Genomic DNA, 26,166 nt, shown 5'->3' with positions numbered 1-26,166 from the left:
GGAAATCCTTGACTTTGGGCGGTTTCTGGCTAGTTTCCCGGCCAAACGCGGGCCGATTTGGCCGGCTCTCGATTACCCCTGCATTTTTGAGGTTTGCACATGGCCAAGGCGGTCACCATCAAGGTCAAGCTCGTGTCGACGGCCGACACCGGCTTCTACTACGTCGCCAAGAAGAATTCGCGCACCATGACCGACAAGCTAGTCAAGAAGAAGTACGACCCGGTCGCGCGCAAGCACGTCGAGTTCAAGGAAGCCAAGATCAAGTAAGATCGTGTGCTTCCAGCGTTCGAACGGGGCCCTTCGCGGCCCCGTTTTTGTTTTTGCGGCCGCGCATCCTCGCCTATGCTTCCCGCACCGGCCCGGGCATAGGGTTCACATGATCGCAGCCTTGCAAGAGCAAGATGTCGGCGGCTACTCGGTCGCCTACGGACGCGAGGACACCTACTTTCCCGTGTACATCACGGCAGCGCTGGCCGCGATCTTCCTCACCGCCTCGTGGATCACCGGCGCGCTTTACTGGCTGGCGCTTGCGGCCGCGGCGGCCGCCTTCACCTACTACAACATTCCCCTGCTGGAGGCTGGCCGTCCGACCATCGGCGCCAACCAATACGGCATCTTCATCCAGGCCTTCGGGCTGATCCGATGGCGCGCCATCGAGCGCATCGATCTTGCAGAGATCGCCGAGCGGGCGATGACGGTGCATGAGCTGCAGATCGCGCTCAACGTGCCGCTGAGCAGCGCGCTTGTCGCCGACTGGCGCAAGCGGCCGATCTATCGCCTGTTGATGCGGCTGCCCTGGTCGATGGATCATCGCGGCGTGGTGCGGGTCAACCTGGACCCGTTCGATCGCGCGCCCGACGAAATCCATCGAACGTTCCTCAGGATGTGGCGCTACTACCGCAGCTAGCCGCCGAACGCCTCGTCACGCAGATGCGCATCCGCGACGCGCGCATCGGGATTGTGCGTGATGGTCATGAACCAAATCAGGCTGAAGAACAGCGACCATGCTGTGTTCCAATAGAACCAGTTCATGGGATCACCTCGAACAGCTTTGACCCGTGTGGGCCGGCGGCGATCGCCGGCCCTGCGGAATGCCGCCCCAGATTATTGCACGACTTCCCCATGTAGCGCGAGATCCAGCCCCTCGCGCTCGATGTCCTTCGTCACACGCAGGCCGACGAAGAGATTGACCACGAACAGGATGATCAGGCTCACGATGGCGTCATAGACGAATACAGTCGCAACGCCGATGCACTGGTTGAAGAACTGGCCGACATTGCCTTCCAGAGCGCCCGCCGTTCCGCCGTATTGCTCGACCGCGAACACCCCGGTCAGCAGCGCCCCGACGATACCACCGAGGGCATGGACGCCGAAGCAATCCAGCGCGTCATCGTAGCTGAACATGCGCTTCAGTCCGGTGCATCCCCAATAGCAGACAACACCGGCTGCGATGCCGATGGCGAACGCGCCGACCGGTCCGACGAAGCCCGAAGCCGGCGTAATCGCCACGAGGCCGGCGACGGCACCCGAACAGATGCCGACGACGGTCGGTTTGCCCTTGAGCGCCCACTCCACCAGCATCCAGGTGAAGCCGGCTACCGCGGTTGCAATCTGCGTCACCAGCATCGCCATGCCGGCCTGCATCCCCGCCGTGACAGCCGAGCCGGCGTTGAAGCCGAACCAACCGACCCACAGCAGCGAGGCGCCGATGAAGGTCAGCACCATGTTGTGCGCCGGCCCGGTCTCGACACGCTTGCCGAGCATGATCGCACACATGAGGCCGGCAACGCCGGCATTGATATGCACGACGGTGCCGCCGGCGAAATCGAGCACTTTCACCCACGCGGCATCGTTACCCGCGGAAAAGATTCCGTCAGGCCCCCACACCCAGTGCGCGACCGGCGCATAGACGAAAATCGCCCACAGCCCGATGAACCAGAGCATCGCCGAGAATTTCATCCGCTCGGCAAATGCGCCGGCAATCAGAGCCGGCGTGATGATGGCAAAGGTCATCTGAAAGCAGATGTAGACGGATTCCGGAATGGTCGCGGCAAGCGGATTGGGATTGCCGATCCCGCCCTTCCCGATGTCGCTCAGGATGTCCTTGAGAAACATGCGATCGAGACCGCCGATAAACGGAGTGCCTGCACGAAACGCCAGGCTGTAGGTAAGGGCCGCGAACAGGATGGTGACCAGGCAGGTGACGGCGAAACTGGTCATCACGGTGTCGCCGACATTCTTCTTGCGCACCATGCCGCCATAGAACAGCCCAAGACCCGGGACCGTCATCATCAAGACAAGTGCGACGGATGTCAGCATCCACGCGGTGTCGCCGGAGTTCGGCGTACACTTTTCGAGGATCTTGCCGCCGCAGGCCGGCGGCGCGGCGTCCTCAGCCAGTGCGAGGTCGCTGAACAGAAGGTAGAGGCACGCTACTCCCAAGAGGGCAACCAGAAGTCTCACGAGCCGTTGGCGCGTGTCTGTCGCTAACTGCATCATCGTCCTCCCCTCGCAAGAAATGTCAGTGGTTGAAGCCGCCCTGCCGGGCTCTCCCGGCCGTACGCGGACAGCGCAGCAAGCGCCGACGCGTTGCCAGCCTGTCCGGTTCTCGGGATGTCTTGCAGCGTAAAAGTCGCGGCCGCATCAAGCCTGGCACAAGGCGCAACAACTCTTTGCTCGGCGGCACGGCGATGGCCGTCGGGTTCGGATGGCTGGAGCTTGACGGCGACTAGCCTCATCATCGGCCAGCCTTTTCCCAATGCGTCCCCAGACGGAAAACCGAAACCACAGTTTCCGCCTCCATTCTTGCCTGGATTCAATCAAGATTCGTGCCACCGGCATCGCCGAGGTAGCACGTTGAAAGGATTGCCGTTTCAGTTCGCGAATAAAGCGGCGCGACGCACTCCTGCATGCTGTTTCAGCAGGCAACTGACTGGCAAATGGGCAGCCCGTAACGGCCGCCAATTTAGTTGGCAGCCGTCCAAAGTGCGAGAGCCGGAAACTAGGCGGCCTTGAGCAACGGCGGTTGCGACGGCCGGATCAGCGCGAACGTCAGCTGGATGATGCCGCCGGTCAGGCCGAGCGCGACGCCGATGCGCCACGCCATGGTGTAGGACCCGAAGGTGTCGTAGATCACCCCTCCTCCGTAGGCGCCGAGGAAGCTGCCGATCTGGTGGCTCATGAAGGCGAGACCCTGGATCATCGCCTGCCAGCGCAGTCCGAACATCTCGGCGACCGCGCCCGCGGTCAACGGACCGACGCCCATCCAGAGGAAGCCCATGATGGCGCCGAACAACAGCGTGGATGCAGGCGTTGCCGGCAGCATGAAGTACCAGGCGAGCGCCAGCGAGCGCAGGATGTAGATCGCACCGAGCAGCGCGAGCTTGTTCCAGCGTTGGCCGGCCCAGCCGAAGAACAGCGAGCCCAGCACGTTGAAGCCGCCGATCATGCCGAGCGTCTGCGCGCTGAGCATCGGGTCGAGGCCACAGATCGCGAGATACGACGGCAGATGCGTGGTGAGGAACACGAGCTGCATGCCGCAGACCATGTAGGCGCAGGTCATCACGACGAAGGACGCGTTGCTGAACGCCGTCTTCGCCGCCGTCATGGCGGTGGCGTTGCCGATATCGTCGCCTACGGGCTTGGGGAGCGGAACGCTGTCGACCCGTCCGGCATACCAGGCGGCCGGGATCATCGCGATCGACAGGATCACGAAGCCGGCGAGCCCAACGCGCCAGCCGAATCCTTCATTGAGCATCTGGCCGATCGGCGCCGACACCAGTGCACCGAGCGAGCCCGCGGCGGAGACGATGCCGAGCACGGTCGAGCGCACCGTCGGCGGCACCGCACGCGCCGAGACCGACATCGCCATGGCATTTGCCGTACAGGCGAGCGAGGCGCCGATCAGCACACCGCCGCCGATCATGATGGCGACCAGTCCGTGTGCGGTTGCCATCAACGCAAGCCCGGCGATGTAGAGCACCGCGCCCGTCACCGTGATCGTGCGGAAGCCGTAGCGCACCGTCATCGCGCCCGCCATCGGCTGCAGGAAGCCCCAGGCGAGGTTCTGCACGGCCAGCGCCAGCGTGAAATCGGACACCGAGATATGGATGTCATGCGTCAGCGGCTGCATGAAGATGCCGAGACTCTGGCGCAGCCCCATGCTCAGCGTGAGCATGATGGAGGTGCCGATCAGGATCGGAAGCGAGGGACGCAGGACCTTCAACAGGGACATTGTTCTTGTTCTCCCGACCGGCCGCAGCACGATAGCCGCAGCCTGCGATTCCCATATCTTTTGGTTACACAGACCTGTGTACTTAGGCTATACAAGGGTGCTGCTGTCAAGCAAAGAGGATCACTGCCGGCGCATGGCATCCCCGCCCCCCAAACAGACCATGAAAGAGCGGATCCTCGAGACCGCCGACAGGTTGTTCTACCTGCAAGGAATTCGCGCCGTCGGCGTCGACACCATCGCGGCGGAGGTCGGTATCTCCAAGCGCACGCTCTACAATCACTTCCCCTCGAAGGATGCGCTGATCTCAGCCTATCTCGAACGCCGCTTCGTGCAGCCCCGCCCGTCCGACAAGCCGCCCGTCGAACAGATTCTGGCAACCTTCGATTCGCTGGAGCGGCGCTTTTCGGCCAAGGATTTCCGCGGCTGCCCGTTTGTGAATGCTGTCGCCGAGCTAGGACCGGACGAGCGCGGAGTTCGCAACATCGCCGTCGCCTTCAAGGAAAGCCGCCGCGTCTGGTTTCGCGATCTGTTGCAGCAGCTTGGCGTCGCCGATGCCGAGGGACTTGCGACCCAGCTGGTGCTGCTGGTCGATGGCTCGATTGCGCAGGACCTGGTGCGCGACGACCCCGCAATGGCGCGCGCGGCCAAGGAAGCCGCGCGGGTATTGTTGGCAAATGCAGGCGTGAAGTGCGGCGAGACCGGTCCCGCGGACAGGCTCAAGGTCGCGGCGAAGAAGCGCGCCGGGTGAATCCGGTTGCGTCCCGAACTCCCGTTTGGTTGTTAGCGTTGACGACACGCGACGGCAATTGGATATTCCGTCAGACGAGATTGTCGGCGGTCGCGCGAACGGCCCGCGGCGCACAAGGGGAGCGACCATGGAATATCTGAAGGTGACCGCCACCGGCTACGATTTTGCACCGGCGCGCGCGGCGATGCAGCGCTATATCGACAACAACCTGCTGTCCGGCATCTCGTCCGCCGTCATGGTGGGCCGCGATCTTGTCGACGTGAGCTGCGTCGGCTGGGCCGACAAGGAAGCGCAGATTCCATTGCGGACCGACCACATCTTCCGCGTCTTCTCCAACACCAAGCTGATCACCTCCTGCGCCGCGCTGTTGCTGCTCGAGGAAGGCCGCTTCAAGCTCGACGATCCCATCGAGAAATTCATCCCGCAGCTTGGACATCGGAAAGTGTTGCGGCTCGGCGCAACGTCGCTGAACGAAACGGAGCCCGCCAAGAGCTCGATCACCATCCGTCAACTGCTGAGCCACACTGCCGGTCTCAGCTACGGTTTCTTTGATCCCGGCACCGTCATCTTCAAAGCCCTCAATGAGCGCGGCGTCCACAATCCCAACACGACCCTGGCTGACATGGTCGACGTGCTGTCGGACCTGCCGCTGATCTATCAGCCGGGCACGTCGTGGGAATATTCGCTCGCGATCGACGTGGTCGCGCGGCTGGTGGAAGTCATCAGCGGCCAGACCTTCGACAAGTTCATCCAGGCGCGCATCCTCGATCCGCTCGGCATGGTCGACACCGGCTTCGTCGTCCCGCAAAAGGATCAGGGCCGTCTTGTCGCGTACTATGCGGGCGCCGACCTGATGGAGCCCATGAAGCCAGGCCTCACCCGCACCGACAACGCGCCCTTCCCTGGCGCCTATCTGCGCCCGGTCGCAAGGCTCAATGGCGGCGGTGGCCTGGTGTCAACGCTGCCCGACATGGTCGCGCTGATCCGTAGCCTGCTGCCCGGCGGGCCGACGCTGCTCAAGCCGGAGACAATTGCGTTGATGATGAGCAACCAGTTGCCCGAGGGACAGTGGATCCGCTTCGCCATGATGGGCGAGCAGCCCGGCAAGGTGCACGGACTTGCCGGCGGCATCATCCAGACGCCCTCGGCGATCGATCATCCCGACGCGGCCGGCGAATTCTATTGGGGCGGCGTCGCGGGCACGCAGTGGTGGGTCTGCCCGAAGGCCAATGTCGCCGGCGTCATGATGGCGCAGCGGCAGATGGCGTTCGTCCATCCGTTCTCGTTCGAGTTCAAGCGGATGGCTTATGACGCCGTGAGGCGCGGACGCTGACAACGTCACGCAGCAACGCTGTCGTCACCCGCGAAGGCGAGTGCCCCAGTATTCCAGAGGCCGTGCAGCTTGAAATGGGAGGCCGCAGCGTACGCGAGGTATGACGATAGCGAACGCGGATAAGAGGAACGACCTTAAGCCGCTGCCGAGACGACGCGGTTGCGGCCGTCGTGCTTGGCGCGATAGAGCGCAGTGTCGGCGCGCTTGAGCACGTCGGTGACCGGCTCGCCCTTGCGCTCCAGCGTGGTGAGACCAATCGAGATCGTGACCTCGATCCGTTTGCCGCCCTTGTCGACGGTAAAGGGCTCGCCGGCGATCGAGCGACGCAGCCGCTCGGCGACCATGCCGGCGACATGGAGGTCGGTCTCCGGCATCACGATCACAAATTCCTCGCCGCCATAGCGGCAGGCGAGATCGATGCCGCGGATCGACTTGCGGATGCGGACGGCAAATTCGCGCAGCACGTCGTCGCCGGCATCGTGGCCGTAGGTGTCGTTGATGGCCTTGAAGTAGTCGATGTCGAGGATCATCAGCGCCAGCGGCTTGCCGCGCAGCGAGGCCTGTTCGGCGAGCGTCGCGAGGTGGCTTTCCATGTAGCGGCGATTGTTCAGGCCGGTGAGCGCGTCGGTGATCGCCATCTCGATCGAGTTCTGCACGTTGTCGCGCAGGTGATCCGTGTAGCGGCGGCGACGGATCTGGGTGCGCGCTCGCGCCAGCAGTTCGTTCTTGTCGACCGGACGCAGCAGGTAGTCGTTGACGCCGATCTCCAGGCCACGCATCAGCCGCGTGTTGTTGTCGGCATCCGAGACCGCGAGGATCGGGACCTGGCGGGTGCGCTCCAGCGAGCGCGCCTGGCTGCACAGCCGCAGACCATCGTAATTGTCGAGGCTGAGCGACACGATCAGGAGGTCGTAGTTGCCTTCGGCCGCGTGGAACAGCGCTTCCGACGGATTGATTTCGACATCGACGGTGTGCTCGGCGGAAAGGGTCGGCGCCAGCTTCTCGTAGGACGACGGACGGTCGTCGACCAGCAGGATACGGCCGCCCATTCCCTTGTCGGCGATCGCGCTGCGCTCGGGCGCCTGCATGCCAATCTCGAGCGAGGTGATGGCGCGCATGCGCAGCTCATCGGTCATCATCTTCAGCCGGGTCAGCGAGCGCACGCGCGCGATCAGCACGACGTCCGACACCGGTTTGGTGAGAAAGTCATCGGCCCCGGCTTCGAGGCCGCGGACGCGGTCGGAAGGACTGTCCAGCGCCGTGACGATGACGACCGGAATGAAATGGGTTGCCGGATTGGACTTCAGGCGACGGCAGACCTCGAAGCCGTCCATGTCGGGCATCATGACGTCGAGCAGGATGATGTCGCATTCGGCGCGCGCGCAGATCTCCAGGGCCTCGGCGCCGTTGGAAGCGGTCAGCACATCGAAATATTCGGCTGACAGGCGGGCTTCCAGCAGCTTGACGTTCGCCGGAACGTCATCGACGACGAGGATACGCGCGGACATTGCACCACAACTCCCCTATCCGATAAAGCGTCGGACAGTCTCAATAAATTTGCCGACCGAGATCGGCTTGGACAAATAGGCTTCGCAGCCGCCCTCGCGGATGCGTTCTTCGTCGCCCTTCATCGCAAAGGCGGTGACCGCGACCACCGGGATCGTGCGCAGGTCGGGATCGTCCTTGATCCAACGCGTGACCTCGAGGCCGGAAACCTGCGGCAATTGAATATCCATCAGGATAAGATCGGGATGCAGCTTGCGAACGAGGTCAAGCGCTTCGAACCCATTGCTGGTGCCCGAGGTCTGATAGCCATGCGCTTCCAACAGATCGCGAAAGAGCTTCATATTGAGCTCGTTGTCCTCCACGATCAGGACGGTTTTGGCCATCCCGTCCCTCCCAACCCTAGGAAACGGGCCCGGCTGCGGCGCCTCACGCACCGCGCTCGGGGCGCGTCGAAAATGTGAATTCAAACTAGCGCCAGAATCGCTCTAACCCGTTAACCCCCAAGTCAACTTCCGTAGCGTGGTTTCCGCTTGCTTGAATACACACAGAAGACTCGGGCATGATGGGCCTCTCAATAGAGACCATAAGTTAACGGAAAGGCAAACTGGCGCGTTGAAAAAGCCTGTTCACAACCCTCGGGAAGTCGCTGAAATCGTTGCGATTCAGGCGTTGAGCTTCGTTGCCGGAGATCCCGAGCGGCTGGGCCTGTTCCTGGCCGAGACAGGGATCGGACCGGAGACGCTACGCAATGCCGCAGCCGATCCTCAATTTCTTGCGAGCGTGCTCGATTTCGTGCTCCGCGATGACGCCACCGTGAAGGCCTTCGCCGACGCGTCGGAACTGCACCCGACCAACATCGCCGCCGCCCGTCAGGTGCTGGGGGACCCGCAGTGGGAGCGCGACGTGCCGTGACCGCGGCGTCGGCAGCTTTCGACGGCCCCCTCAGTTTCTGCAGAGACTGCCTCGGCGATCTCGATATCAAGGTGAAGCGGTGCAGCCATTGCGGCTCGCCGCGGTTGGTGCGTCACCGCACCCTTCCCACGCTGGCGCTGGCGCACATCGACTGCGACGCGTTCTATGCCACCGTCGAAAAGCGCGACAATCCGGATATTGCCGACAGGCCGGTCATCATCGGCGGCGGCAAGCGCGGTGTCGTGTCGGCGGCCTGCTACATCGCCCGCACCTACGGCGTCCGTTCGGCGATGCCGATGTTCAAGGCGCTCGAGCTTTGCCCGAATGCAACCGTGATCGGCCCGGACATGGCGAAATATGTCCGGGTCGGGCGCGAGGTGCGCCAGGCCATGCAGGCGCTGACGCCGCTGGTCGAGCCGCTGTCGATTGACGAGGCCTTCCTCGATCTGTCCGGCACGCAGCGCGTCCATGGCATGATCCCGGCCAAGGTGCTCGCCAAATTCGCGCGCGACGTCGAGTGCGATATCGGGATCACGGTGTCAGTCGGGCTGTCCTGCAACAAATTCCTGGCCAAGATCGCCTCCGATCTCGACAAGCCCCGCGGCTTTGCCGCGCTGGACCAGGAAGAGGCCCGCGAGATGCTGGCCGACAAGCCGGTCGGTTTCATCTACGGCGTCGGACCGGCGACGCAGGAAAAACTCGTGCAGCGCGGTTTCCGCCTCATCGCCGACCTGCAACGGGCCGACGAGAACGAGCTGATGAAACAGTTCGCCGGTGAAGGCCGCAGGCTGTGGCGGCTGGCACGTGGTATCGACGACCGCAGCGTGGTACCCGATCGCGGCGCCAAGACGATCTCGAGCGAGACCACCTTCGAGACCGACATCCGCGATTTCGCAACGCTGGAGAAGCTGCTCTGGAAATTGTCAGAGAAAGTCTCGGCGCGGTTGAAGACCAGCGACCTCTCCGGCTGCACCATTACGCTGAAGCTGAAGACCGCCGACTTCCGCCAGCGCACCCGTTCGCAATCGATCCAGACGCCGACCCAGCTCGCCGCCAAGATCTTCGCGGTGTCGCGCGAGATGCTGGTGAAGGAGATCGACGGCACCGCCTTCCGCCTGATGGGAACCGGTGTCAGCGCGCTGCGGCCCGGCTCGCAGGCCAATGATGCCGACATGCTCGACCGCCGCTCGGCGCACGCCGAACGCGCGATGGACAATCTCAGAAAGAAATTCGGCAACGCCGCCGTGATCAGGGGCATTGCCTATGACGGGCCGGGAAAGCCGGCTGAGGATTAATCCGTCATTGCGGGCGTAGCGAAGCAATCCATGCCTTAACGCATGTGGACAGATGGATTGCTTCGCTACGCTCGCAATGACGCGGAGAAGAACTCAGGCCCTCAATCGACGACGGCCACCGCCTCGATCTCGATCAGCCATTCCGGCGCCGCCAGCGCCGTGACGCCGACCAGCGTGCTCGCCGGCGGCTCCATGCCTGCAAAGAACGCACTGCGCGCCTTGCCGATGATCGGACGAAGCTCAGGCTTGTAGCCAACGACGAAGGTCGTGATCTTCACGATGTTGGCATAGCTGGCACCGGCAGCTTTCAGCGCGAGGCCCAGGTTCTGCATCACCTGCGTCGTTTGCGCAGCAAGGTCGCCGGGACCGACCACCCGTCCCTCCTCGTCGACCGACACCTGCCCCGAAATATAGATCGTGCGCGCGCCCGTGGCGGCGACAACGTGGGAGTATGCGGGATTGTGGTGAAGGCCGCTGGGGCGCAGATGTTCGAGCTTGGGCATGATGTGCCTCCCTGACACGCGTTGGACGGAGAGCCTACTCGGGTCCGGCGCGCTCGACCAGAGAAGTCGTCACTTGCAGGGCTTGGAATTCCTGATGTCGAACTTGTCCATCGCGCCCGAGATCACAAAATCGTTGTAATCGAGCACCAGCGCGCGCGAGACGCCGTTCTCGTAGAGCTCGAACGACATCGCATAGACCGGCGTCTGTTCGCCGTCCGTCGGCTTGGCGTCGCGGTCGTAATAGCTCACCGTCACCGGCCAGCGCGTCAACGATTTCATCACGTCGCTTGCCGTCGACGGATCGGGTGATGTCGGCGTGCGGTCGCCCGGGATCGCTTTGCCGATCACCGTCAGCGTGTTGTAGACCTTCTCGCCATTATCGGAGCCGTCATAGACCGTCAGTTCAAGCACCGACTTGCCGTCGCGGGCTGCCGCGATGATGCGCCTGATCTGCTCGGTCGGAAATACAATCTTGCCGTCGAGATCGAAGGACTTCTTCACCGGCTGCGTCAGCTTCACCGTGATGTGGTCGCCGACCCGCTCGGCCACGCCGTCGACCGGCGCGGCGTCGCTGTCGTTCATGCGGGTGTCGATCTTGAAGCGGTAGCTCTTGCCCGCGGCATCCTCCCAGGACTTCGATTGCAGATCGGAGAGCGTGACCTTGCCTTCGCCGCTGTCGAGCTCGGAGACTTGCCGGAATTCGGACGTATAGCCTTCGCAGGAACTTCCCGAGAAATTGTAGAGGATGCGCCCGCGCGCATCGTTGACCGCGTTGCCGCCCCGCGACTTCAGGAGGCTGAGATCATAAAGCGCCTGGTGTGCGAGGAATGGCCCGCCGGCGGCCGCGGCGGCCGGCGCATCGGCCCAACCAATTCCTGCAGCGGCCGTGATCGTCAGGACCAGGGCACGCGACACAGTCCGGAACGGCAGAATCATGGTTTCTCCTCGGGGAGGCGACGATTCGTCACAATAGTGACGGCCCTATTGCGCCGCAACTGGGGCATGTTTCACAAAAAGGTAACGAGCAGATACGGAAATGCCGGCTTCCTCAGCGGTTCTTCGCGTGAACCCCACAGATCAGGAAACAGTGTTCGGGTTCCCCTCGCTTGCAACCGGCGGCGCGATGGGCGAAACAAGGCTTCGTCTGAAACAAGGCTTGACCAGAACCAAGGCTTGACCAGAACCAAGGCTGGCCCGAGTGCGTTTCGGGCACAGATCATCCAACCAGGGACAAAAACATGGCGGGTACAGTCGAACAGAAGCTGGCATCACAGGGCGTCACCCTGCCTCAGCCGACCTCCCCGGTCGCGAACTATGTCCCCTTCGTCCGCAGCGGAAACCTGCTGTTCGTATCCGGCCAGGTTTGCTTCAACGCCGAGGGCAAGCTGATCGCCAAGGGCAAGCTGGGTTCAGGCGTCACCCTTGAGCAGGGCGCGGCTGCAGCGCGCGGTTGCGCGATCAACCTGCTCGCGCAGGTCAAGGCCGCGCTCGGCGATCTCGACAAGGTGGCGCGCGTGGTGCGGCTCGGCGGCTTCATCAACTCCGCGCCCGATTTTCTCGATGGACCGAAGGTGCTGAACGGCGCCTCCGACCTGATGGTGGAAGCGTTCGGCGACAAGGGCCGTCACGCCCGCACCACGGTCGGTGTCGCCTCCCTGCCCGCCGACGCCGCGGTCGAAGTCGAAGGCATCTTCGAAGTCGCCTGATCGATGCGCGCTCCTGATTGGCTGACGAAGCAGCCGGTCGCGCATCGCGGCCTGCACGATGCGGCACGCGGCATCATCGAGAACATGCCGGCCGCGGCCAGCGCATCGATCGCAGGCAATTTCGCCATCGAGTGCGACATCCAGCTCACCGCCGACGGCGAGGCGATGGTGCATCACGATGATGTGCTCGGGCGCCTCACCGAAGGTTCGGGCGCACTGCTGACGAAAACCGCCGCTGAGCTGAAGGCGGTGAAGTTCAAGGACACGTCCGAGCAGATGATGACGCTCGGCGATCTCTGCGCCCTGGTCGCCGGCCGCGTGCCGCTGGTAATCGAGGTCAAGAGCCATTTCGACGGCGATCGCAAGCTGGTAGCCCGGATGGCCGAGGTGCTGTCGTCCTATTCCGGCCCGGTGGTCGGGATGTCGTTCGATCCCGACCAGGTCCTGGCGCTGCGCGAGATCATGCCCGCATTGCCGCGCGGCATCACCGCCCAGCGCACCTATGACGACGGCTACTGGACCAAGCTGACGCCTGCGCAGCGCGACGGCATGCTCCATCTGCGCCACGGCTTCAGCACCCAGCCGCATTTCGTCGCCTTCTGGGTCAACCAGCTGCCCGCGCCGGCGCCCTGGGTCGCCCGCAACGTCTTCGGCTGCCCGCTGCTGGCCTGGACCGTGCGCACGGCGGAACAGCGCGAGCGCGCGGCGCACTACGCCGACCAGATGATTTTCGAGGGGTTCGTTCCGGGAACCTGACATGCCCCTGCAGCCTTGAAGTCGTCGCTGCGATGCACGATCTTTGCAGGAGTTGGTCGTCATCTGCGATGGCGGAATGCGGAGCATGATCCGGAAGTGGACCCAGTTGTTCCGGAAAGATCATGCTCAAAAGAGGCACCGGTCTTCATTCTCGATGGCGTCTTCTGAAATCACCCTCGAAGCTGTTCCTGACATCAGCGACATTCCTGCCGCCGAGTGGGATGCGTGCGCCAATCCGAGTCCCGATCCGGACAGCCTGGAACATCTCGATACGCTGGCCTCGCCCGCTGTAGCAGGCGATTGCCGAACGATCTCAAAGCCGAGCTATAACCCTTTCGTTTCTCACGCCTTTTTTACCGCAGCGGAAGCCTCCAATTCGGCCTGCGCGCGGACCGGCTGGGGTCCGCGGCATCTGCTCGCGAAGCTCGACGGCAAGATCGTGGGCGTGGTGCCCTGCTATCTGAAGTCCCACTCGCAGGGCGAATACGTGTTCGACCGCGGCTGGGCCGAGGCCTATCACCGCGCCGGCGGCAGCTACTATCCGAAGCTGCAGGTATCCGTCCCCTTCACGCCCGCGACCGGGCCGCGCCTGATGATCCGCGACGGCGTCGACCGCGCGCTGATCGGCTCGGCGCTGGCACGGGGCTTGAGGGGGCTCTGCAACGCCACCGAAGCCTCGTCCGTGCACGTGACGTTTGCCCGCGAGGATGAGGCCCGGTTCCTTGGCGAGCATGGCTTCCTGCAGCGGACCGACCAGCAGTTCCACTGGCACAATGAAGGCTACAAGACCTTCGACGACTTCCTCGCCACGCTGAATTCACGCCACCGCAAGGCTATCAAGCGCGAGCGCCGGGAGGCTATCGGGGCCGGGATCACCATCCACTGGCTGACTGGTTCAGATATCACCGAAGACGCATGGGACGCGTTCTTCGAGTTCTACATGGAGACCGGCTCGCGCAAATGGGGCCGGCCCTACCTCACGCGAAAGTTCTTCTCGCTGATCGGCGAGAGCATGAGCCGCGACGTGTTGCTGGTGATGGCCAAGCGCAACGGGCGCTGGATCGCGGGCGCGATCAACTTCATCGGCTCGGATACGCTGTTCGGCCGCAACTGGGGCGCAATCGAGCACCACCCGTTCCTGCATTTCGAGGTCTGCTATTACCAGGCGATCGATTTCGCGATCCAGCGCGGCCTCAAGATCGTCGAAGCCGGGGCGCAGGGCGAGCACAAGCTGGCGCGTGGATACTTGCCGCAGACGACCTATTCGGCGCATTTCATCGCCGATCCTGGCCTGCGCCGTGCAATCGCCGATTACCTGAAGCGCGAGCGCGACTATGTCGCCGAGGTCGGTCGCGAGCTCACCGAGGCCGGTCCGTTCCGGAAGACGGCCGATGACGCTTGACGTTTCGGCCGCGAGCAAGACATTAACGTTGCAGAATTCGAGGAGCCGCCGACATGCAAGCCGCCTATGACAACAACAACATCTTTGCAAAGATCCTGCGCGGCGAGCTGCCCTGCCACAAGGTCTATGAGGACGAGCACGTCTTCGCCTTCCTCGACATCATGCCGCGCTCGCCCGGGCACACGCTCGTGATCCCGAAGGCCCCTGCCCGCAACATTCTCGACATCAAGCCGGATGACTACGCGCATGTCGCGCGCGGCACCCACAAGATCGCGGCCGCCGCGATGAAGGCCTTCGAGGCCGACGGCATCACCGTGCAGCAATTCAACGAGCCCGCCGGCGGCCAGGTCGTCTTTCATCTCCACATGCATGTGATGCCCCGCATGAACGGCGTCATGTTGCTGCCGCCTGCCAGCCGCAAGGAAGAAACGAAGGTGCTGGAAGCCCACGCGGCGAAGCTGATCACGGCGTTGAAGTAAGGCACCGGCGTCATTCCGGGGCGACGCGCAGCGACGAATCCGGAATCTCGAGATTCTCAGGTGCGCACTGCGCACCATAGTTCCATGCTTCGCATCGCCCCGGAATGACGAGGGAGAAAACTCACTCCGTCTCGAAATCCCCCGACTGCGGCGGTGCGAGGGGCGTGAACTCGCAGCGGTCGGGCTTGACGTCGATCAGCGGTGTCTCATCGAGGCAGTCGAGCCCACGGACCAGGATGACGTTGCCCTCGACGCCGACCAGCTTCACGGTCGACGTCCCGATCGGATTGGGACGCACCGGTGAGCGCAGCGAGAAGGTGCCACGGGTGTTGCCGTTGTTCTTCGGGCTCTGCAGCACGATGTCGCGGCGCGACTGGTGCAGCCAATAGAGCACTTCTAGGTTCGAGTAGAATTCGACGCCCTTGATCGCGGCGACCCAGGGATCGAAGATCTCAAGCCGGCAGACGGGACCATCGTGCCGCCCCTGCCGCGGCGTCGCCAGCCGCGAGGTCCAGGGCGTGCGGATGCGTCCGATGAAGACAACGCCCGCATCGCGAGCGGCAGGCATGTCGATGGCGACCTCGCCCTCGCGCAGTTCCATTTCTCGTACCATGTGTCAGTCCAGCGATATGTTGAGCGTCATGACCACCTGCGCCCAGCGGGCGCGATCGGCGTTCACGAACGTGTCGATCTCGGCCTGGCTCTTCGGACGCAGCGGCGGAAAACCGATCTTGACCAGCGAAGCGCGAAACGCCTCGTCGTTCAAGGCCCGGTCCAGGCTCGCCTTGACCTTATCCGCGACATCGTCAGGCAGTTTCGACGGCGCAGCGATACCATACCAGACGCTTACGGAATAATCAGGATAGCCGCTCTCGGCGATGGTCGGCAGGTCGGGCAAATCCGCGATGCGCTCCGTCGAGCTGACGCCGAGTGCGCGCAGCATGCCCGACCTGACCGGCGGCAGCGCGGTGCCGAGCGTGTCGAACATCAATTGGATATTTCCGGACAGCAGGTCGGTCAGCGCCGGTCCGGCCCCCTTGTAGGGCACGTGGACCAGATCGACGCCCGCCATCTGCTTGAACATCTCACCGGCGAGGTGAACGGTGCCGCCGGTGCCGGCCGATCCGAAATTGAGTTTCCCCGGATTCTGCCTGGCGTAGGCGACGAACTCCGCGATCGTCTTTGCCGGCACGGATGGGTGCACCTCCATGATCATCGGCGAATCCGTGACCACCGCGAGCAAGCGGAAATCCTTTGCCGGATCGTAGGGCAGCTTCTTGTAAAGCAGCGGATTGAGCACGAAGATCGAGGCCGCCGTCACGAACAGCGTGTAGCCATCGGGATCGGAGCGCGCCGCGGCTTCCGCGCCGATCGCGCCCTGTGCACCGGCCTTGTTCTCGACCACGACCACCTGCTTGAGATCGCGTCCGAGATATTCACCGACGAGCCGGCCAAGCACATCGGTCGGGCCGCCCGCGGCATAGGGCACGATGAGCCTGATCGGACGCGTCGGATAGTCTGCGGCGCGCGCCGGCGGCGCCGCTGCAAGCAGTGTGATGAGTGCGACAATGAATGCTGATGCCCGCCGCATCATGCCGTTTCCCCAGTTTGTTGTTCTTGGGAGGCGAGAGTAGCGGAAGCTGCGGTCGCTGCAATCACACTCGCGCGGTGGCCTTACGCCCTGTTCCTCAGCACGAAGCACGCCCCACCCGCCTTGCGGATGCGGTTACAGAGGCCGTCGGCCTCGGGACGCGTATCGGCGCCGATGCGCACCTGATAGAAGGTGGCGCTGCCGCGGGTGCGCAAATGCGAGCTCAGCAGGCTCGGATCCTGGTCGCCGATCACAGTGGAAAGATGCTTCATGGCGCGGGCATACATCGCCAGCGCCTTGTCGCGGCTGAAGCCGGCGGCGAGCTGCACGCCCCAGACCTTGGCGGCAGACAGCGTAATGTGCTGCTCGAGCTCGGCCACGAACGGATTCGGCGCACGTTTCAACAGTGCCATCAATTCGCGGCAGTTCGTGGTCGGCGCGCGATCGGGCATCTTGCCGTTGCGGCCGGCCGCGGCCCAGGTGTCGACGCTGGAGCCCGTGATCGCGTACACGTAGGCGCGCGTCTCCTGCGGCATCGGGCCCGTGCCGGCGAGCCAGTCCTGCACCCGGCGCGGGCCGGCATTGTAGGCTGCCGCTGCAAGGCCGAGATTGCCGAACTGGCTGCGCAACTCGCTGAGGAATTCGGCCGACTTCGGCAGCGCCTGCACTGGATTGAAGGGATTGAGCAGCCCGCGCTCGCTCGCAGTGCCCGGCATGAACTGCGCAATCCCCTGTGCGCGATCGCCGCTGCGGGTCATCGGTCCGACCGCATCGGCCTGGAAACGGCTCTCCTGCCAGATCACGCGGGCGAAGAATTCGAGCGGCAAGCCGTTCGCACGCGCCGCCGACTCGATCATCAGGCACATCGCCTCGCGAGTGTCGCTCTCGCGCGCTGCGTCGGCGGGCATCTCGGGCGGCATCGCGAGTTCCTCGACGCTCGGATGCACATAGCGGGGCGCGTCGGCCGGCGCGTCCGCTGCACGGGCGCCGAGCGGCGACGCCAGCATCGCAAGCATGCCCAATCCTGCGTACAGGGCTGTTCGCATCGCAATTCTGCTCCCGCGCCGCGCGGCTTGACACCGCGAGCTCCTAGTCTAGCTATGGCTGACAATGATGGCGCGCAAAAGGGAGCGCAAAATGGCCGCACCTTCGGACGATCGACTCGGTTTTGCGCCAGATGACGACGCGCCGATCGGCTACATGAAGCGGACCCGGGACTATTACGCGGCGATCGGCTACACCACGCCCTATCGCTGGGCGCACTATACTTCCGCACCATTCCAGCCGCTGAAGAAGCCGCTCAGCCAGTCCCGCGTCGCCATCATCACGACCGCGGCACCGTTCGATCCCGCCAGGGGCGATCAGGGTCCCGGCGCAAAATACAACGGCGGCGCCAAGTTCTATTCCGTTTATGACGGCGATACATCGAAGCAGCACGATCTGCGGATCTCCCATATCGCCTATGATCGCGCGCATACCTCGGCCGAGGACAGCGCCACCTGGTTCCCGCTGGCGCAACTCAAGCGTCTCGCGGAGGCCGGCAAGATCGGCGAAGTCGCGCCGCGCTTCTTCGGCGCGCCGACCAACCGCAGCCACCGCGTCACCATCGAGACCGATGCGCCCGAAATCCTCAAGCGTTGCCGCGCCGACAATGTCGACGCCGCGGTGCTGGTGCCGAACTGTCCGGTATGCCACCAGACTATCAGCCTGGTCGCACGCCACCTCGAGCAGAACGGCATCTCCACCGTCGTGATGGGCTGCGCGAAGGACATCGTCGAGCACGCCGCGGTGCCGCGCTTCCTGTTCTCCGATTTCCCGCTCGGCAATTCCGCGGGCAAGCCGCACGATGTCGCCTCACAGGCCTTCACGCTGGAGCTTGCGCTTCGCGTGCTGGAGTCCGCGCCGGGTCCGCAAACCACGGTGCAGTCGCCGCTGCGCTGGAGCGAGGATCATTCCTGGAAGCGCGACTACAGCAACGCCGACGCGCTCAGCGCCGAGGAGCTGGCGCGCCTGCGCCGCGAATTCGATGCGCAGAAGGAAATCGCAAAAGGCCTGCGCGTCGCTTAGCGTAAAGCACTGTCACTTGCGCAACTTGCGGTGTCATCGCCCGGCCTTGTGCGCAATTGCGCACTAGGACCGGGCGATCCAGTATTCCAGAGACGTCGGTCCAAGACGGAAAAGCCGCGGCGTACTGGGTCCCCCGGTCCCGTCAACGCCAAGGCTTCGACGAGGCCATCAACTCTTGGCACGCCGAAGCTTCAGCGAAGGCGGCAAGCCGGGGGACGACAACGGAGGGATCTGGCTCAGCGCGCCTTCACCAGCACCGGGACTCCACCGCGTGAAGCGGCCTGCTCGCCGCCGGCATAGCGGCGAGCGAGCGCCGCGCAGGTCATCAGCTGGATCTGGTGGAACAGCATCAGCGGCAGCACGATCAGCCCCACCGATTGGCCGGCCAACAGCACGCTCGCCATCGGCAGCCCGCTCGCCAGGCTCTTCTTCGAACCGCAGAACATGATGGCGATGCGATCCTCACGGGAGAAGCCGAGCAGCCCGCTGCCGAAATTGGTGATGAACAACACCAGGGCGAGCAGGACCGCATCGACAGCGAGCACGGTGATCATCTGGGCCGCGTCGACCTGATGCCAGATTCCGTGGCTCACCCCCTCGCTGAACGCGGTGTAGACGATCAGCAGGATCGAGCCGCGATCAACCAGACCGACCATGGCGCTGTGCTTCGCAATCCAATTGCCGATCAGCGGCCGGGACAGCTGGCCCGCGACGAAGGGCACCAGCAACTGCAGGACGATGTCGAATGCGGCATTGCCGGAGAACCCGCCATGGCTGCTGAGCAGCACACCCGCGAGCAGCGGCGTCGCGACGATGCCGAGCAGATTGGAAGCTGTCGCCGAGCACAGCGCCGCCGACACATTTCCTCCGGCGATCGAGGTGAAGGCGACCGACGACTGCACCGTCGACGGCAGGATGCAGATCAGGATCACGCCCGCCCACAGCGCCGGCGTCAGCAGCTGCGGCGCCAGCGCGTGGGCCGCCAGCCCGAGCAGCGGGAACAGGCCGAAGGTAGCGAAGAAGATCGCCAGATGTAGCCGCCAGTGCCGCGCCCCGACCAGGGCTTCCTCCGTCGACAGCTTGGCGCCGTGGAGGAAGAACAGCACCGCGATGGCCGCGTTCGTGCCGTAGCCGCCGATCACGGTTCCCTGCCCCTGCAACGGCAGCAGCGTGGCAAGGCCGACCATGCCGACGATAGCCACTGAGTAGAGGTCGACGTTCGCGAGCGATCGCAACCGGCTGACAGACATGATGGCTTCCTTTCGCTTCCTGAAAGGTGCCCATCGAGGTGCCGATTGTGAAGTACGCTTACCGATGTTATGGTAATTGTGATTTGTAATTATCGGCATCCAGCCATGCTCGACCCAATCCAGCTCGAAACCTTCCTCACCGTGGCCCAGACCGAGAATTTCACCGAGGCAGGTCGCCGCCTCGGCCTGAAGCAGTCGACGGTGAGCCAGCACATCCGCAAGCTCGAAGCCGCGGCCGGTCGACGGCTGTTCGTGCGCGATACGCATTCTGTCACGCTGACGGCCGATGGCGAGGCGATGGTAGGATTTGCGCGCCCGATCCTGGAGGCGAATGCCCGCGCCCGCGACTACTTCGCGGGATCGCAGGTGCGCGGCAAGATCCGCTTCGGCGCCGCCGAGGATTTTGCCAGTTCGCGCCTGCCGGACCTGCTGCGCGATTTCGTCCGCCGGCACCCGCAGGTCGATCTCGAGCTCACGATCGGCCTGAGCGCGGGGCTCTACCAGAAGCTGGACGGAGGCGAGCTGGATCTCGTGCTCGGCAAACGGCGGCCCGGCGACGAGCACGGCCAACTGGTCTGGAGGGACCGCCTGGTGTGGACCGGCGCGCCGGGGACGCGGCTCGATCCGGGCCAGCCCCTGCCCCTCATTCTCTACGCGCCGCCGAGCGTCAGCCGCAGCGTCGTGTTGGAGGCGATGGAGCGCTCCGGACGGCCCTGGCACATCGTCTGCTCAAGCGGCAGCCTGAGCGGGCTGCGCGCCGCAGCGCTCGCAGGCCTCGGAATCACCCCACAGGCGCAGGCGTTCATCCCTGACGGCCTCGAGGAGGTCCCGGCATCCGGGCTGCCGCTGCTCGGCAGCGTCGAATTCGTGGTGCAGGCCGCGCGTCGGTCACGGCGCGGCCCTGCCGCCGAACTGGCCCAGGCGATCACGACACATGGTGGACGGCTGCGCCCGTAGCCCGGCAGCGGACGGCCTTCAGTCCGCCCCGTTCGTCGCGACCTCGCCCGCGTTGAGCATCCCGGTCCGTTCGTGGCAGTTGAGATACTCGAAGAACTGCTCGTCCGCGGCCGCGACGGTGACCTCGTGGTACAGCCTCAGCTTCGCATTCGGCCCCAGCGTCGACAGATACTTCATCGCCGCGCCGAAGATCCTGACATGGGTCGGATGCGATTCCGCCCAGCGCTCCAGCGCCGCGAGGCTCTTCCACCAGCTCTGGCCGTAGGACTTCTCAGTCGGCCGACCATCGGCGTCGACGACGCGCATGTAGCGGTTGGCGTAGCAGCCGATCGGGCCGCCGTCGTCGCGCAGGAAATCCATGCCCTCGCGCAGCACCGGCTCGACATCGTCGAGATACATCTTGCGCTCCTCAGCTGCGGTGTCGCTCCAATCCTGCCCCGAGCGGATCAGGCAGAGATTGTCATGCGCGACGACGCGGATGCGTGCGCCGTCGCGGACAACGCGCGGCTCTCCGACCGGCGTCATGGCGTCGGTCTGCGACAGCGGAATGCGGTCGCGCATGCCGCCCCAATAGGCGTGCTCCCGCACCTCGCCGCTCATGCTGTCGGCGAGAACCGCAACACCCTCCGGGCGTCCGAGCGACGAGAACAGCGTTTCGTAACGCTCGACATGCGGGCGCAGCACCTCGATGAAGCGGCCGACCTCACCTCCCGCGGCATTGCTGCCGGTCCAGGCCTCGCGTGCCCCACCAAACCAGGCATCGAAGCGCGCAGCGTCGTCCCAATAGGCAACCGAAACGACATTGGTGAAGCCGGCCTGATCGACATATTGCGCGCGATCCCAATGCGCTGGGCCGCTCTCCATCGCGAAGCGCTGCCCGATCTGCGCCAGCGCCTCGGCCACCGCGGCTGTCGGCTCGCCGCGATACTGCACGCCGAAATAGGCCATGACCACGCTGACGACCGCGGACTTGTGGCGCGCGACGAAGGATGGATAAGGCGGCGCGTAATCATCGGGCACGCGCCGGTGACGCGACCGTGCCGTCTGCAGGTGGGATGGAATGGCTGACTCCATGGCGGTCGTCTCCGGTTGGATTTCGCGTGTCAGGTTGCGGCCGCGTCCATGTCCTCGCTCGCGAGATTGTCGAGCGGCAGCGCAAAATGCTCGACGCGCTTCGACGGCTTCTTGTTAAGCAAGAGACGCGTGACGTCGGGGCGCGAATAGTGTCCGGCGGGATCGGCGGCGTTCTTGGCAATTCCGATTGCGCCGAGATCGATGTCGGCGAGCAGCAGGCCCTCCTGATCGGGCGGAAGCTTCTCGGCGATCGAACTGCCATCCGGTCCATAGATTGCGGCATGTCCGCCGCCGACATGCAGCAGCGCGTGCTTGTCGTCGCGATCGCAGAGCTCGTCCACCATCGCCTGCGAGACGGTCGCGCAGGGCGCGAGCACGAAGCACGAGCCTTCGACGGCATAGACACGCGACGCCGCGTTATTGACCTCCCAGCCGAGCGCGGGCGCGAACGGGTCGTACAGCGAGAAGCTCGGCCACGCCGCGACATGCACCTGCTCGTTCTGGGCATACATCGCGTATTTCGACAGCGGCTGCAGATGCTCCCAGCAGCACAGCGCACCGAGGCGTCCGATGCCGGGACGGTCATGCACGGCAAGATCGCTGCCGTCGCCCTCGCCATAGACGGTGCGTTCGGCATGGGTCGGGCGCAGCTTGCGCCGCTTGGCGATGGTCTCGCCGTCAGGGCCGATCAGCCATTGCGCGAGATAGAGGCTGCCGCCATCGCGCTCGGACAGGCCGAGCACCGCCGTCATGCCGGCCTTTTTCACGGCGAGCCTGAGACGTTCGGCTTGCGGGCTGTCATAGGCGAGCGAGTTGTCGAAATAGCGCTGCACGAAGCCGCGCCCGATCGCCCAGGCCGGCGAGTCAAGCCAGATGTACCAGGGATAGCCGGGGATGAAGGCCTCCGGAAACGCGATCAGCCTGGCGCCCTTAGCCGCGGCCTCCTCGATCAGCGCGATGGTCTTGGCGATGGAGGCATCGAGGTCGAGCCATGCCGGCGCCGCCTGCACCACCGCAACGCGATATTTCGGATGTTCAATGCCCATGATGTCCTCCTCGCTGCCGGCATCCCGGCCGGTTCGTGCTTGATCGGCCCTATCGGCCTCTGACATCATGCTGCCTTGGGATCGGAAATGCCGTTCGACTGGGGTGGAACGAAAATTCGACTGCCGGGCGATCGCCCGCAGGTGCTCCCGGCACGGACCTTGCTTGGAATGAGTGGCCCGCGTTTGGACTCGTGAAGGGAGGAAATCATGCCGGCCCTGTTCACCACGGAAGACGCGCCCACGCACCGGCGCCTCGCGCTCTGGCAGGACATCGTCTGCGACGTCTTCGTGCAGCTCGACTGCAAGTCCGACCTCGGCACCGCGTTCCACGGCGCCATCACCAGCTCGCAGGTGGGGCCGGCGAAATGCTCGACCGTATCGTCAAGCCGGCAACGCGTCTTGCGCACGCCGTCGCGGATCGCGCGCGCGAGCGAGGACTTCGTCCTGTTCGCGCTCGGCCGCCGCGGCGCCGGCGCCGTGCTGCAGGACGGCCGCGAGACCGTGATCCAGCCCGGCGAATTCGCGTTCTACGACACCACCCGTCCCTACGAATTGCGCTTCAACGACGACTTCACGCAAACCATTTTCCAGGTCCCGCGCGCGATGCTGCATCGGCGCTTTGCCGGCACCGAGCCACTGACCGCGACGACCTTCACGCTGGATCGGCCGGTCGAGCGACTGGCCTCCCAATTCCTCGCCGGGCTCTCCGATGTCGCCGACCGGCTCGATGCGGACAACGCGATCCGACTCTCCGATCAAGCCGTCGACCTGCTCGCCATGGCGATGAGCGAGCGGCTCGGTGCAGCCGCGCTGACGTCCTCAACGCATCGCTCGGCGCTGCTGTATCGGCTGAAGGCGCATGTGCTGGCGCACCTGCCCAACCCCGATCTCGGCCTCGCCGAGACCGCCGCGGCACTCGGCATCTCGTCGCGTTACGTCAACAGCCTGCTCGCCGATGAAGGGACCTCGTTCCAGCGCTTCGTGCTGGCGCAGCGGCTCGAGCGCTGCAAGCGCGACCTCGCCTCCTCAGCCCACGCCCATCGCCACATCAGCGAGATCGCGTTCGCCTGGGGCTTCAACGATCTCTCGCATTTCGGCCGGGTGTTCCGCGAGCATTATGGCCTGTCGCCGCGCGATTGGCGCCATGGTCAATTGCCAAATTGATCGGGCAGTCTGCAGCGCGAAAGCTACCGCAGAATCCGGACCTTCACGGTTGCGAACAATTTACGATAACTGCAACGGGTTCCGTTACCGACCTTCTCATGGCGCCGCATCCCGATACAGTCCGGCCATTCATTTGGAGGATTTCAGATGCAGGACCGGCGCCACGAGACGCGCGACAAGGTGCTTTATGGCGGTGTCGCCGAAATCAATGAATACGGGTCGACTGTGGATTGTGTGGTTCGCAACATCAGTGAGGGCGGCGCCTGCGTGGAATTCGAGCAGGCCGCATCGTTGCCCGAGGAGATCAGCCTGTCCATCCCGCGCAAGGGGCGCTCGTTCCTTGCACGGCTGATCTGGCGCCAGGCCAACAAGGTCGGGCTCGCCTTCCGCCTCATGACATCGGACACCCCGGTCAGCGATCTCGACGAGCGCCTGCGCCGCAGCGAGATCAAGAAGCGGCAGCTCCAGCGCCGCATCAGGGAACTGCTCGGCGAAGGCTGAGCTGCGAGCGCGCTCGCAGCCGCCTGACACGGCGATTCGCCGCAATGCTCTGCGCCGGCGCGCACTGGCGGAACTGCCCGCCCAAATGCCCTCGCACGGCCTTCCAAAGCGGCTCAAATCGCCGGAATTGGCCCGGCATTTCGGGGTTGCAAAGCACCGGTTAATCCAGCATGCGGTAGGCCCACCCGTGTCGGAACCGGAGGCAATTCTCCTTTATGTCGTCTGCAATGATCGAGCATGCCGACGGCTTGCCGCACCCACAACGCAATTGGGCCATTCTCACGATTGCGCTCGGTTTGACGATGTCCGTCATCGACGGCTCAATCGCCAATGTCGCGCTGCCCACCATCGCCCGCGATCTTGACGCAAGCCCTGCATTTTCGATCTGGATCGTCAACGGCTATCAGCTCGCGATCACGATCTCGCTGTTGCCGCTAGCCTCGCTCGGCGAGATCATCGGCTATAGCCGCGTCTATCTGGCGGGGCTGGTGCTGTTCACGCTGGCATCGCTGTTTTGCGCGCTGGCGCATACGCTGCCGTTGCTGACGATCGCGCGCGTCCTGCAGGGCTTTGGCGCGGCCGGAATCCTGAGCGTCAACTCCGCGCTGGTCCGCTTTACCTATCCGAGCGCGCTGCTCGGCCGCGGCATCGGCGTCAATGCGCTGGTCGTCGCCGTCTCGGCCGCGGTCGGCCCGACCGTGGCCTCGTTCATCCTGGCGGTCGGCACATGGCCCTATCTGTTCGCCATCAACATCCCGCTCGGTATCGCAACGCTGGCGCTGGGCTGGCACTACCTGCCGCACACCAAGCCGGCCGTCCACGCCTTTGACTGGCAGAGCGCCGCGTTGAGCGCCGTTGCCTTCGGCGTCGGCATCACCGCGATCGATAGCGCCGGCCATGGCGAGGCGCTGTATCTCTGTCTGGCCGAGTTTGCGATCGCAGCGGTTGCATGCGTTCTGCTCGTCCGACGCCAGACCCACCTTCCGTCTCCGTTGCTGCCGGTCGACCTGCTGCGAATTCCGATTTTCGCGCTGTCGATCGGCACCTCGATCGCCTCCTTCTGCGGCCAGATGCTGGCCTTCGTCGCGATGCCTTTCTATCTCGAGAGTCATTTCGGATATTCGGCGGTGCAGATCGGTCTGCTGATCACGCCCTGGCCGATCGCGGTGGCATTCGCAGCCCCGCTGGCGGGCTGGCTGGTCGAGCGTTATCCCGCCGGCCTGTTGGGCGGCATCGGGCTATTGGTGTTCGCGTTGGGATTGGGCGCATTGGCGATGATGCCGGCCGCCGCCACGCCTTTCGACGTGGCATGGCGCATGGCGCTCGCCGGCGCGGGATTTGGTTTGTTCCAGACCCCCAACAACCGCACCATGATCGCCGCAGCGCCACGTGAGCGCTCCGGCGGCGCCAGCGGAATGCTCGGGACGGCACGCCTGCTGGGACAGACCGTCGGCGCCGCACTCGTGGCGCTGCTGCTGGCGCGCTATCCGGCGGACGGTACAAGGATCTCGCTGATGGTCGGCGTCGGCTTTGCCGTGGTCGGCGCTGCGCTCAGCACGCTGCGACTGTCGTCGGCCGGCGGCCGGGGCGCCGAGCAGGTGCGGGTTCATGAGAGCCAGCGTCTAAAGGGCGAGTGACGCCC

At 64.4% G+C, this 26,166-nt stretch carries 28 protein-coding genes; 15 read left to right on the top strand and 13 right to left on the bottom strand.

Annotated features, from left to right (window positions below; all coding sequences use genetic code 11):
* Positions 1–99 precede the first annotated feature (99 nt).
* Together rpmG and AS156_RS34830 are read left to right on the top strand one after the other, a co-directional pair.
* Complete coding sequence (gene rpmG / locus AS156_RS34835) at positions 100–267, top strand: 50S ribosomal protein L33 (protein WP_018271988.1); 168 nt, start codon at positions 100–102, stop codon at positions 265–267.
* 121 nt (positions 268–388) lie between these two features.
* Positions 389–907: a hypothetical protein gene (locus AS156_RS34830; protein ID WP_245313204.1), complete on the top strand. Its 519-nt coding sequence runs from the start codon at positions 389–391 to the stop codon at positions 905–907.
* On the opposite strand, the gene AS156_RS45695 is transcribed toward AS156_RS34830, so the two are convergent.
* The 3 genes from AS156_RS45695 to AS156_RS34815 form a co-directional block, all read right to left on the bottom strand.
* Positions 904–1,032, bottom strand: a complete 129-nt coding sequence (locus tag AS156_RS45695) for a hypothetical protein (protein ID WP_280984561.1) — start codon at positions 1,030–1,032, stop codon at positions 904–906. The genes AS156_RS34830 and AS156_RS45695 overlap by 4 nt on opposite strands.
* Positions 1,033–1,104: 72 nt before the next feature.
* The gene (locus tag AS156_RS34820; protein WP_430641832.1) at positions 1,105–2,496 is read right to left on the bottom strand and encodes an ammonium transporter; all 1,392 of its coding nucleotides are present in this window, start codon (positions 2,494–2,496) and stop codon (positions 1,105–1,107) included.
* 505 nt (positions 2,497–3,001) lie between these two features.
* Positions 3,002–4,234 carry an MFS transporter gene (locus AS156_RS34815; protein WP_066513886.1) on the bottom strand — a complete coding sequence of 411 codons (1,233 nt, stop codon included), beginning with the start codon at positions 4,232–4,234 and terminating at the stop codon, positions 3,002–3,004.
* 133 nt (positions 4,235–4,367) lie between these two features.
* Here AS156_RS34815 and AS156_RS34810 point away from each other — a divergent pair, with 133 nt between their 5' ends.
* Positions 4,368–4,982, top strand: coding sequence for a TetR/AcrR family transcriptional regulator (locus AS156_RS34810; protein WP_066513885.1), 615 nt, complete (start codon positions 4,368–4,370; stop codon positions 4,980–4,982).
* Between the two features lie 127 nt (positions 4,983–5,109).
* On the top strand, positions 5,110–6,315 hold the full coding sequence (locus AS156_RS34805) for a serine hydrolase domain-containing protein (RefSeq protein ID WP_136626593.1): 1,206 nt from the start codon (positions 5,110–5,112) through the stop codon (positions 6,313–6,315).
* Between the two features lie 134 nt (positions 6,316–6,449).
* Here the strand turns inward: AS156_RS34805 and AS156_RS34800 are convergent, their stop codons facing one another.
* Together AS156_RS34800 and AS156_RS34795 are read right to left on the bottom strand one after the other, a co-directional pair.
* The gene (locus tag AS156_RS34800; RefSeq protein WP_066513884.1) at positions 6,450–7,823 is read right to left on the bottom strand and encodes a PleD family two-component system response regulator; all 1,374 of its coding nucleotides are present in this window, start codon (positions 7,821–7,823) and stop codon (positions 6,450–6,452) included.
* 15 nt (positions 7,824–7,838) lie between these two features.
* Positions 7,839–8,204: a response regulator gene (locus AS156_RS34795; protein WP_066513883.1), complete on the bottom strand. Its 366-nt coding sequence runs from the start codon at positions 8,202–8,204 to the stop codon at positions 7,839–7,841.
* Positions 8,205–8,433: 229 nt separating this feature from the next.
* Between AS156_RS34795 and AS156_RS34790 the strand changes: the two genes are divergently transcribed.
* Both AS156_RS34790 and AS156_RS34785 read left to right on the top strand, forming a co-directional pair.
* Positions 8,434–8,733, top strand: coding sequence for a DUF3572 domain-containing protein (locus tag AS156_RS34790; protein WP_066513882.1), 300 nt, complete (start codon positions 8,434–8,436; stop codon positions 8,731–8,733).
* Positions 8,712–10,028, top strand: a complete 1,317-nt coding sequence (locus tag AS156_RS34785) for a DNA polymerase IV (protein ID WP_066513881.1) — start codon at positions 8,712–8,714, stop codon at positions 10,026–10,028. Before AS156_RS34790 ends, AS156_RS34785 begins: the two co-directional genes overlap by 22 nt.
* A 101-nt stretch (positions 10,029–10,129) precedes the next feature.
* On the opposite strand, the gene AS156_RS34780 is transcribed toward AS156_RS34785, so the two are convergent.
* Together AS156_RS34780 and AS156_RS34775 are read right to left on the bottom strand one after the other, a co-directional pair.
* The gene (locus tag AS156_RS34780; protein ID WP_066513880.1) at positions 10,130–10,531 is read right to left on the bottom strand and encodes a RidA family protein; all 402 of its coding nucleotides are present in this window, start codon (positions 10,529–10,531) and stop codon (positions 10,130–10,132) included.
* Positions 10,532–10,600: 69 nt separating this feature from the next.
* Positions 10,601–11,467 (bottom strand): cell envelope integrity EipB family protein, encoded by an 867-nt coding sequence (locus tag AS156_RS34775; protein WP_066513879.1) that lies wholly within the window; start codon positions 11,465–11,467, stop codon positions 10,601–10,603.
* A gap of 302 nt (positions 11,468–11,769) precedes the next feature.
* Here AS156_RS34775 and AS156_RS34770 point away from each other — a divergent pair, with 302 nt between their 5' ends.
* From AS156_RS34770 to AS156_RS34755, 4 genes are all read left to right on the top strand, one after another.
* Entirely contained in the window at positions 11,770–12,237 is a 468-nt protein-coding gene (locus AS156_RS34770; protein ID WP_066513878.1) for a RidA family protein, read from the top strand.
* Positions 12,238–12,240: 3 nt separating this feature from the next.
* Positions 12,241–12,993: a glycerophosphodiester phosphodiesterase gene (locus AS156_RS34765; protein WP_066513877.1), complete on the top strand. Its 753-nt coding sequence runs from the start codon at positions 12,241–12,243 to the stop codon at positions 12,991–12,993.
* A gap of 154 nt (positions 12,994–13,147) precedes the next feature.
* The gene (locus tag AS156_RS34760; RefSeq protein ID WP_066513876.1) at positions 13,148–14,395 is read left to right on the top strand and encodes a GNAT family N-acetyltransferase; all 1,248 of its coding nucleotides are present in this window, start codon (positions 13,148–13,150) and stop codon (positions 14,393–14,395) included.
* A gap of 53 nt (positions 14,396–14,448) precedes the next feature.
* Positions 14,449–14,874 carry an HIT family protein gene (locus AS156_RS34755; RefSeq protein WP_066513875.1) on the top strand — a complete coding sequence of 142 codons (426 nt, stop codon included), beginning with the start codon at positions 14,449–14,451 and terminating at the stop codon, positions 14,872–14,874.
* Between the two features lie 121 nt (positions 14,875–14,995).
* Here AS156_RS34755 and tsaA read toward each other — a convergent pair whose 3' ends face one another.
* The 3 genes from tsaA to AS156_RS34740 form a co-directional block, all read right to left on the bottom strand.
* Positions 14,996–15,487, bottom strand: a complete 492-nt coding sequence (gene tsaA, locus AS156_RS34750) for a tRNA (N6-threonylcarbamoyladenosine(37)-N6)-methyltransferase TrmO (RefSeq protein WP_066513874.1) — start codon at positions 15,485–15,487, stop codon at positions 14,996–14,998.
* A 3-nt stretch (positions 15,488–15,490) separates the two neighbouring features.
* Positions 15,491–16,465 carry a Bug family tripartite tricarboxylate transporter substrate binding protein gene (locus AS156_RS34745; RefSeq protein ID WP_066514117.1) on the bottom strand — a complete coding sequence of 325 codons (975 nt, stop codon included), beginning with the start codon at positions 16,463–16,465 and terminating at the stop codon, positions 15,491–15,493.
* A gap of 83 nt (positions 16,466–16,548) precedes the next feature.
* Complete coding sequence (locus tag AS156_RS34740) at positions 16,549–17,511, bottom strand: lytic transglycosylase domain-containing protein (protein WP_066513873.1); 963 nt, start codon at positions 17,509–17,511, stop codon at positions 16,549–16,551.
* Between the two features lie 91 nt (positions 17,512–17,602).
* On the opposite strand from AS156_RS34740, the gene AS156_RS34735 reads away from it, so the two are divergent.
* A complete protein-coding gene (locus AS156_RS34735) occupies positions 17,603–18,532 on the top strand; it encodes a glycine/sarcosine/betaine reductase selenoprotein B family protein (RefSeq protein WP_066513872.1) in 930 nt (309 codons plus the stop codon).
* Between the two features lie 236 nt (positions 18,533–18,768).
* On the opposite strand, the gene AS156_RS34730 is transcribed toward AS156_RS34735, so the two are convergent.
* A complete protein-coding gene (locus AS156_RS34730) occupies positions 18,769–19,782 on the bottom strand; it encodes a bile acid:sodium symporter family protein (protein WP_066513871.1) in 1,014 nt (337 codons plus the stop codon).
* Positions 19,783–19,887: 105 nt separating this feature from the next.
* Here AS156_RS34730 and AS156_RS34725 point away from each other — a divergent pair, with 105 nt between their 5' ends.
* Positions 19,888–20,739, top strand: coding sequence for a LysR family transcriptional regulator (locus tag AS156_RS34725; protein WP_066513870.1), 852 nt, complete (start codon positions 19,888–19,890; stop codon positions 20,737–20,739).
* Between the two features lie 18 nt (positions 20,740–20,757).
* On the opposite strand, the gene AS156_RS34720 is transcribed toward AS156_RS34725, so the two are convergent.
* Both AS156_RS34720 and AS156_RS34715 read right to left on the bottom strand, forming a co-directional pair.
* Positions 20,758–21,813 (bottom strand): phenylacetaldoxime dehydratase family protein, encoded by a 1,056-nt coding sequence (locus AS156_RS34720; protein ID WP_066513869.1) that lies wholly within the window; start codon positions 21,811–21,813, stop codon positions 20,758–20,760.
* Positions 21,814–21,842: 29 nt separating this feature from the next.
* Positions 21,843–22,859 (bottom strand): carbon-nitrogen hydrolase family protein, encoded by a 1,017-nt coding sequence (locus AS156_RS34715; RefSeq protein WP_066514115.1) that lies wholly within the window; start codon positions 22,857–22,859, stop codon positions 21,843–21,845.
* Between the two features lie 207 nt (positions 22,860–23,066).
* On the opposite strand from AS156_RS34715, the gene AS156_RS34710 reads away from it, so the two are divergent.
* The 3 genes from AS156_RS34710 to AS156_RS34700 all read left to right on the top strand — a co-directional run bounded on the left by AS156_RS34710 (position 23,067) and on the right by AS156_RS34700 (position 26,161).
* The gene (locus AS156_RS34710; RefSeq protein WP_066513868.1) at positions 23,067–24,023 is read left to right on the top strand and encodes an AraC-like ligand-binding domain-containing protein; all 957 of its coding nucleotides are present in this window, start codon (positions 23,067–23,069) and stop codon (positions 24,021–24,023) included.
* Positions 24,024–24,170: 147 nt separating this feature from the next.
* A complete protein-coding gene (locus AS156_RS34705) occupies positions 24,171–24,524 on the top strand; it encodes a PilZ domain-containing protein (RefSeq protein WP_066513867.1) in 354 nt (117 codons plus the stop codon).
* A 215-nt stretch (positions 24,525–24,739) separates the two neighbouring features.
* Complete coding sequence (locus tag AS156_RS34700; RefSeq protein WP_082747909.1) at positions 24,740–26,161, top strand: MFS transporter; 1,422 nt, start codon at positions 24,740–24,742, stop codon at positions 26,159–26,161.
* Positions 26,162–26,166 lie beyond the last annotated feature (5 nt).

The organism is Bradyrhizobium macuxiense, from assembly GCF_001542415.1.
Lineage (GTDB): Bacteria > Pseudomonadota > Alphaproteobacteria > Rhizobiales > Xanthobacteraceae > Bradyrhizobium > Bradyrhizobium macuxiense.
The sequence above is the reverse complement of the archived record's forward strand: the minus strand, read 5'-3'. Positions and strand labels throughout refer to the sequence as shown.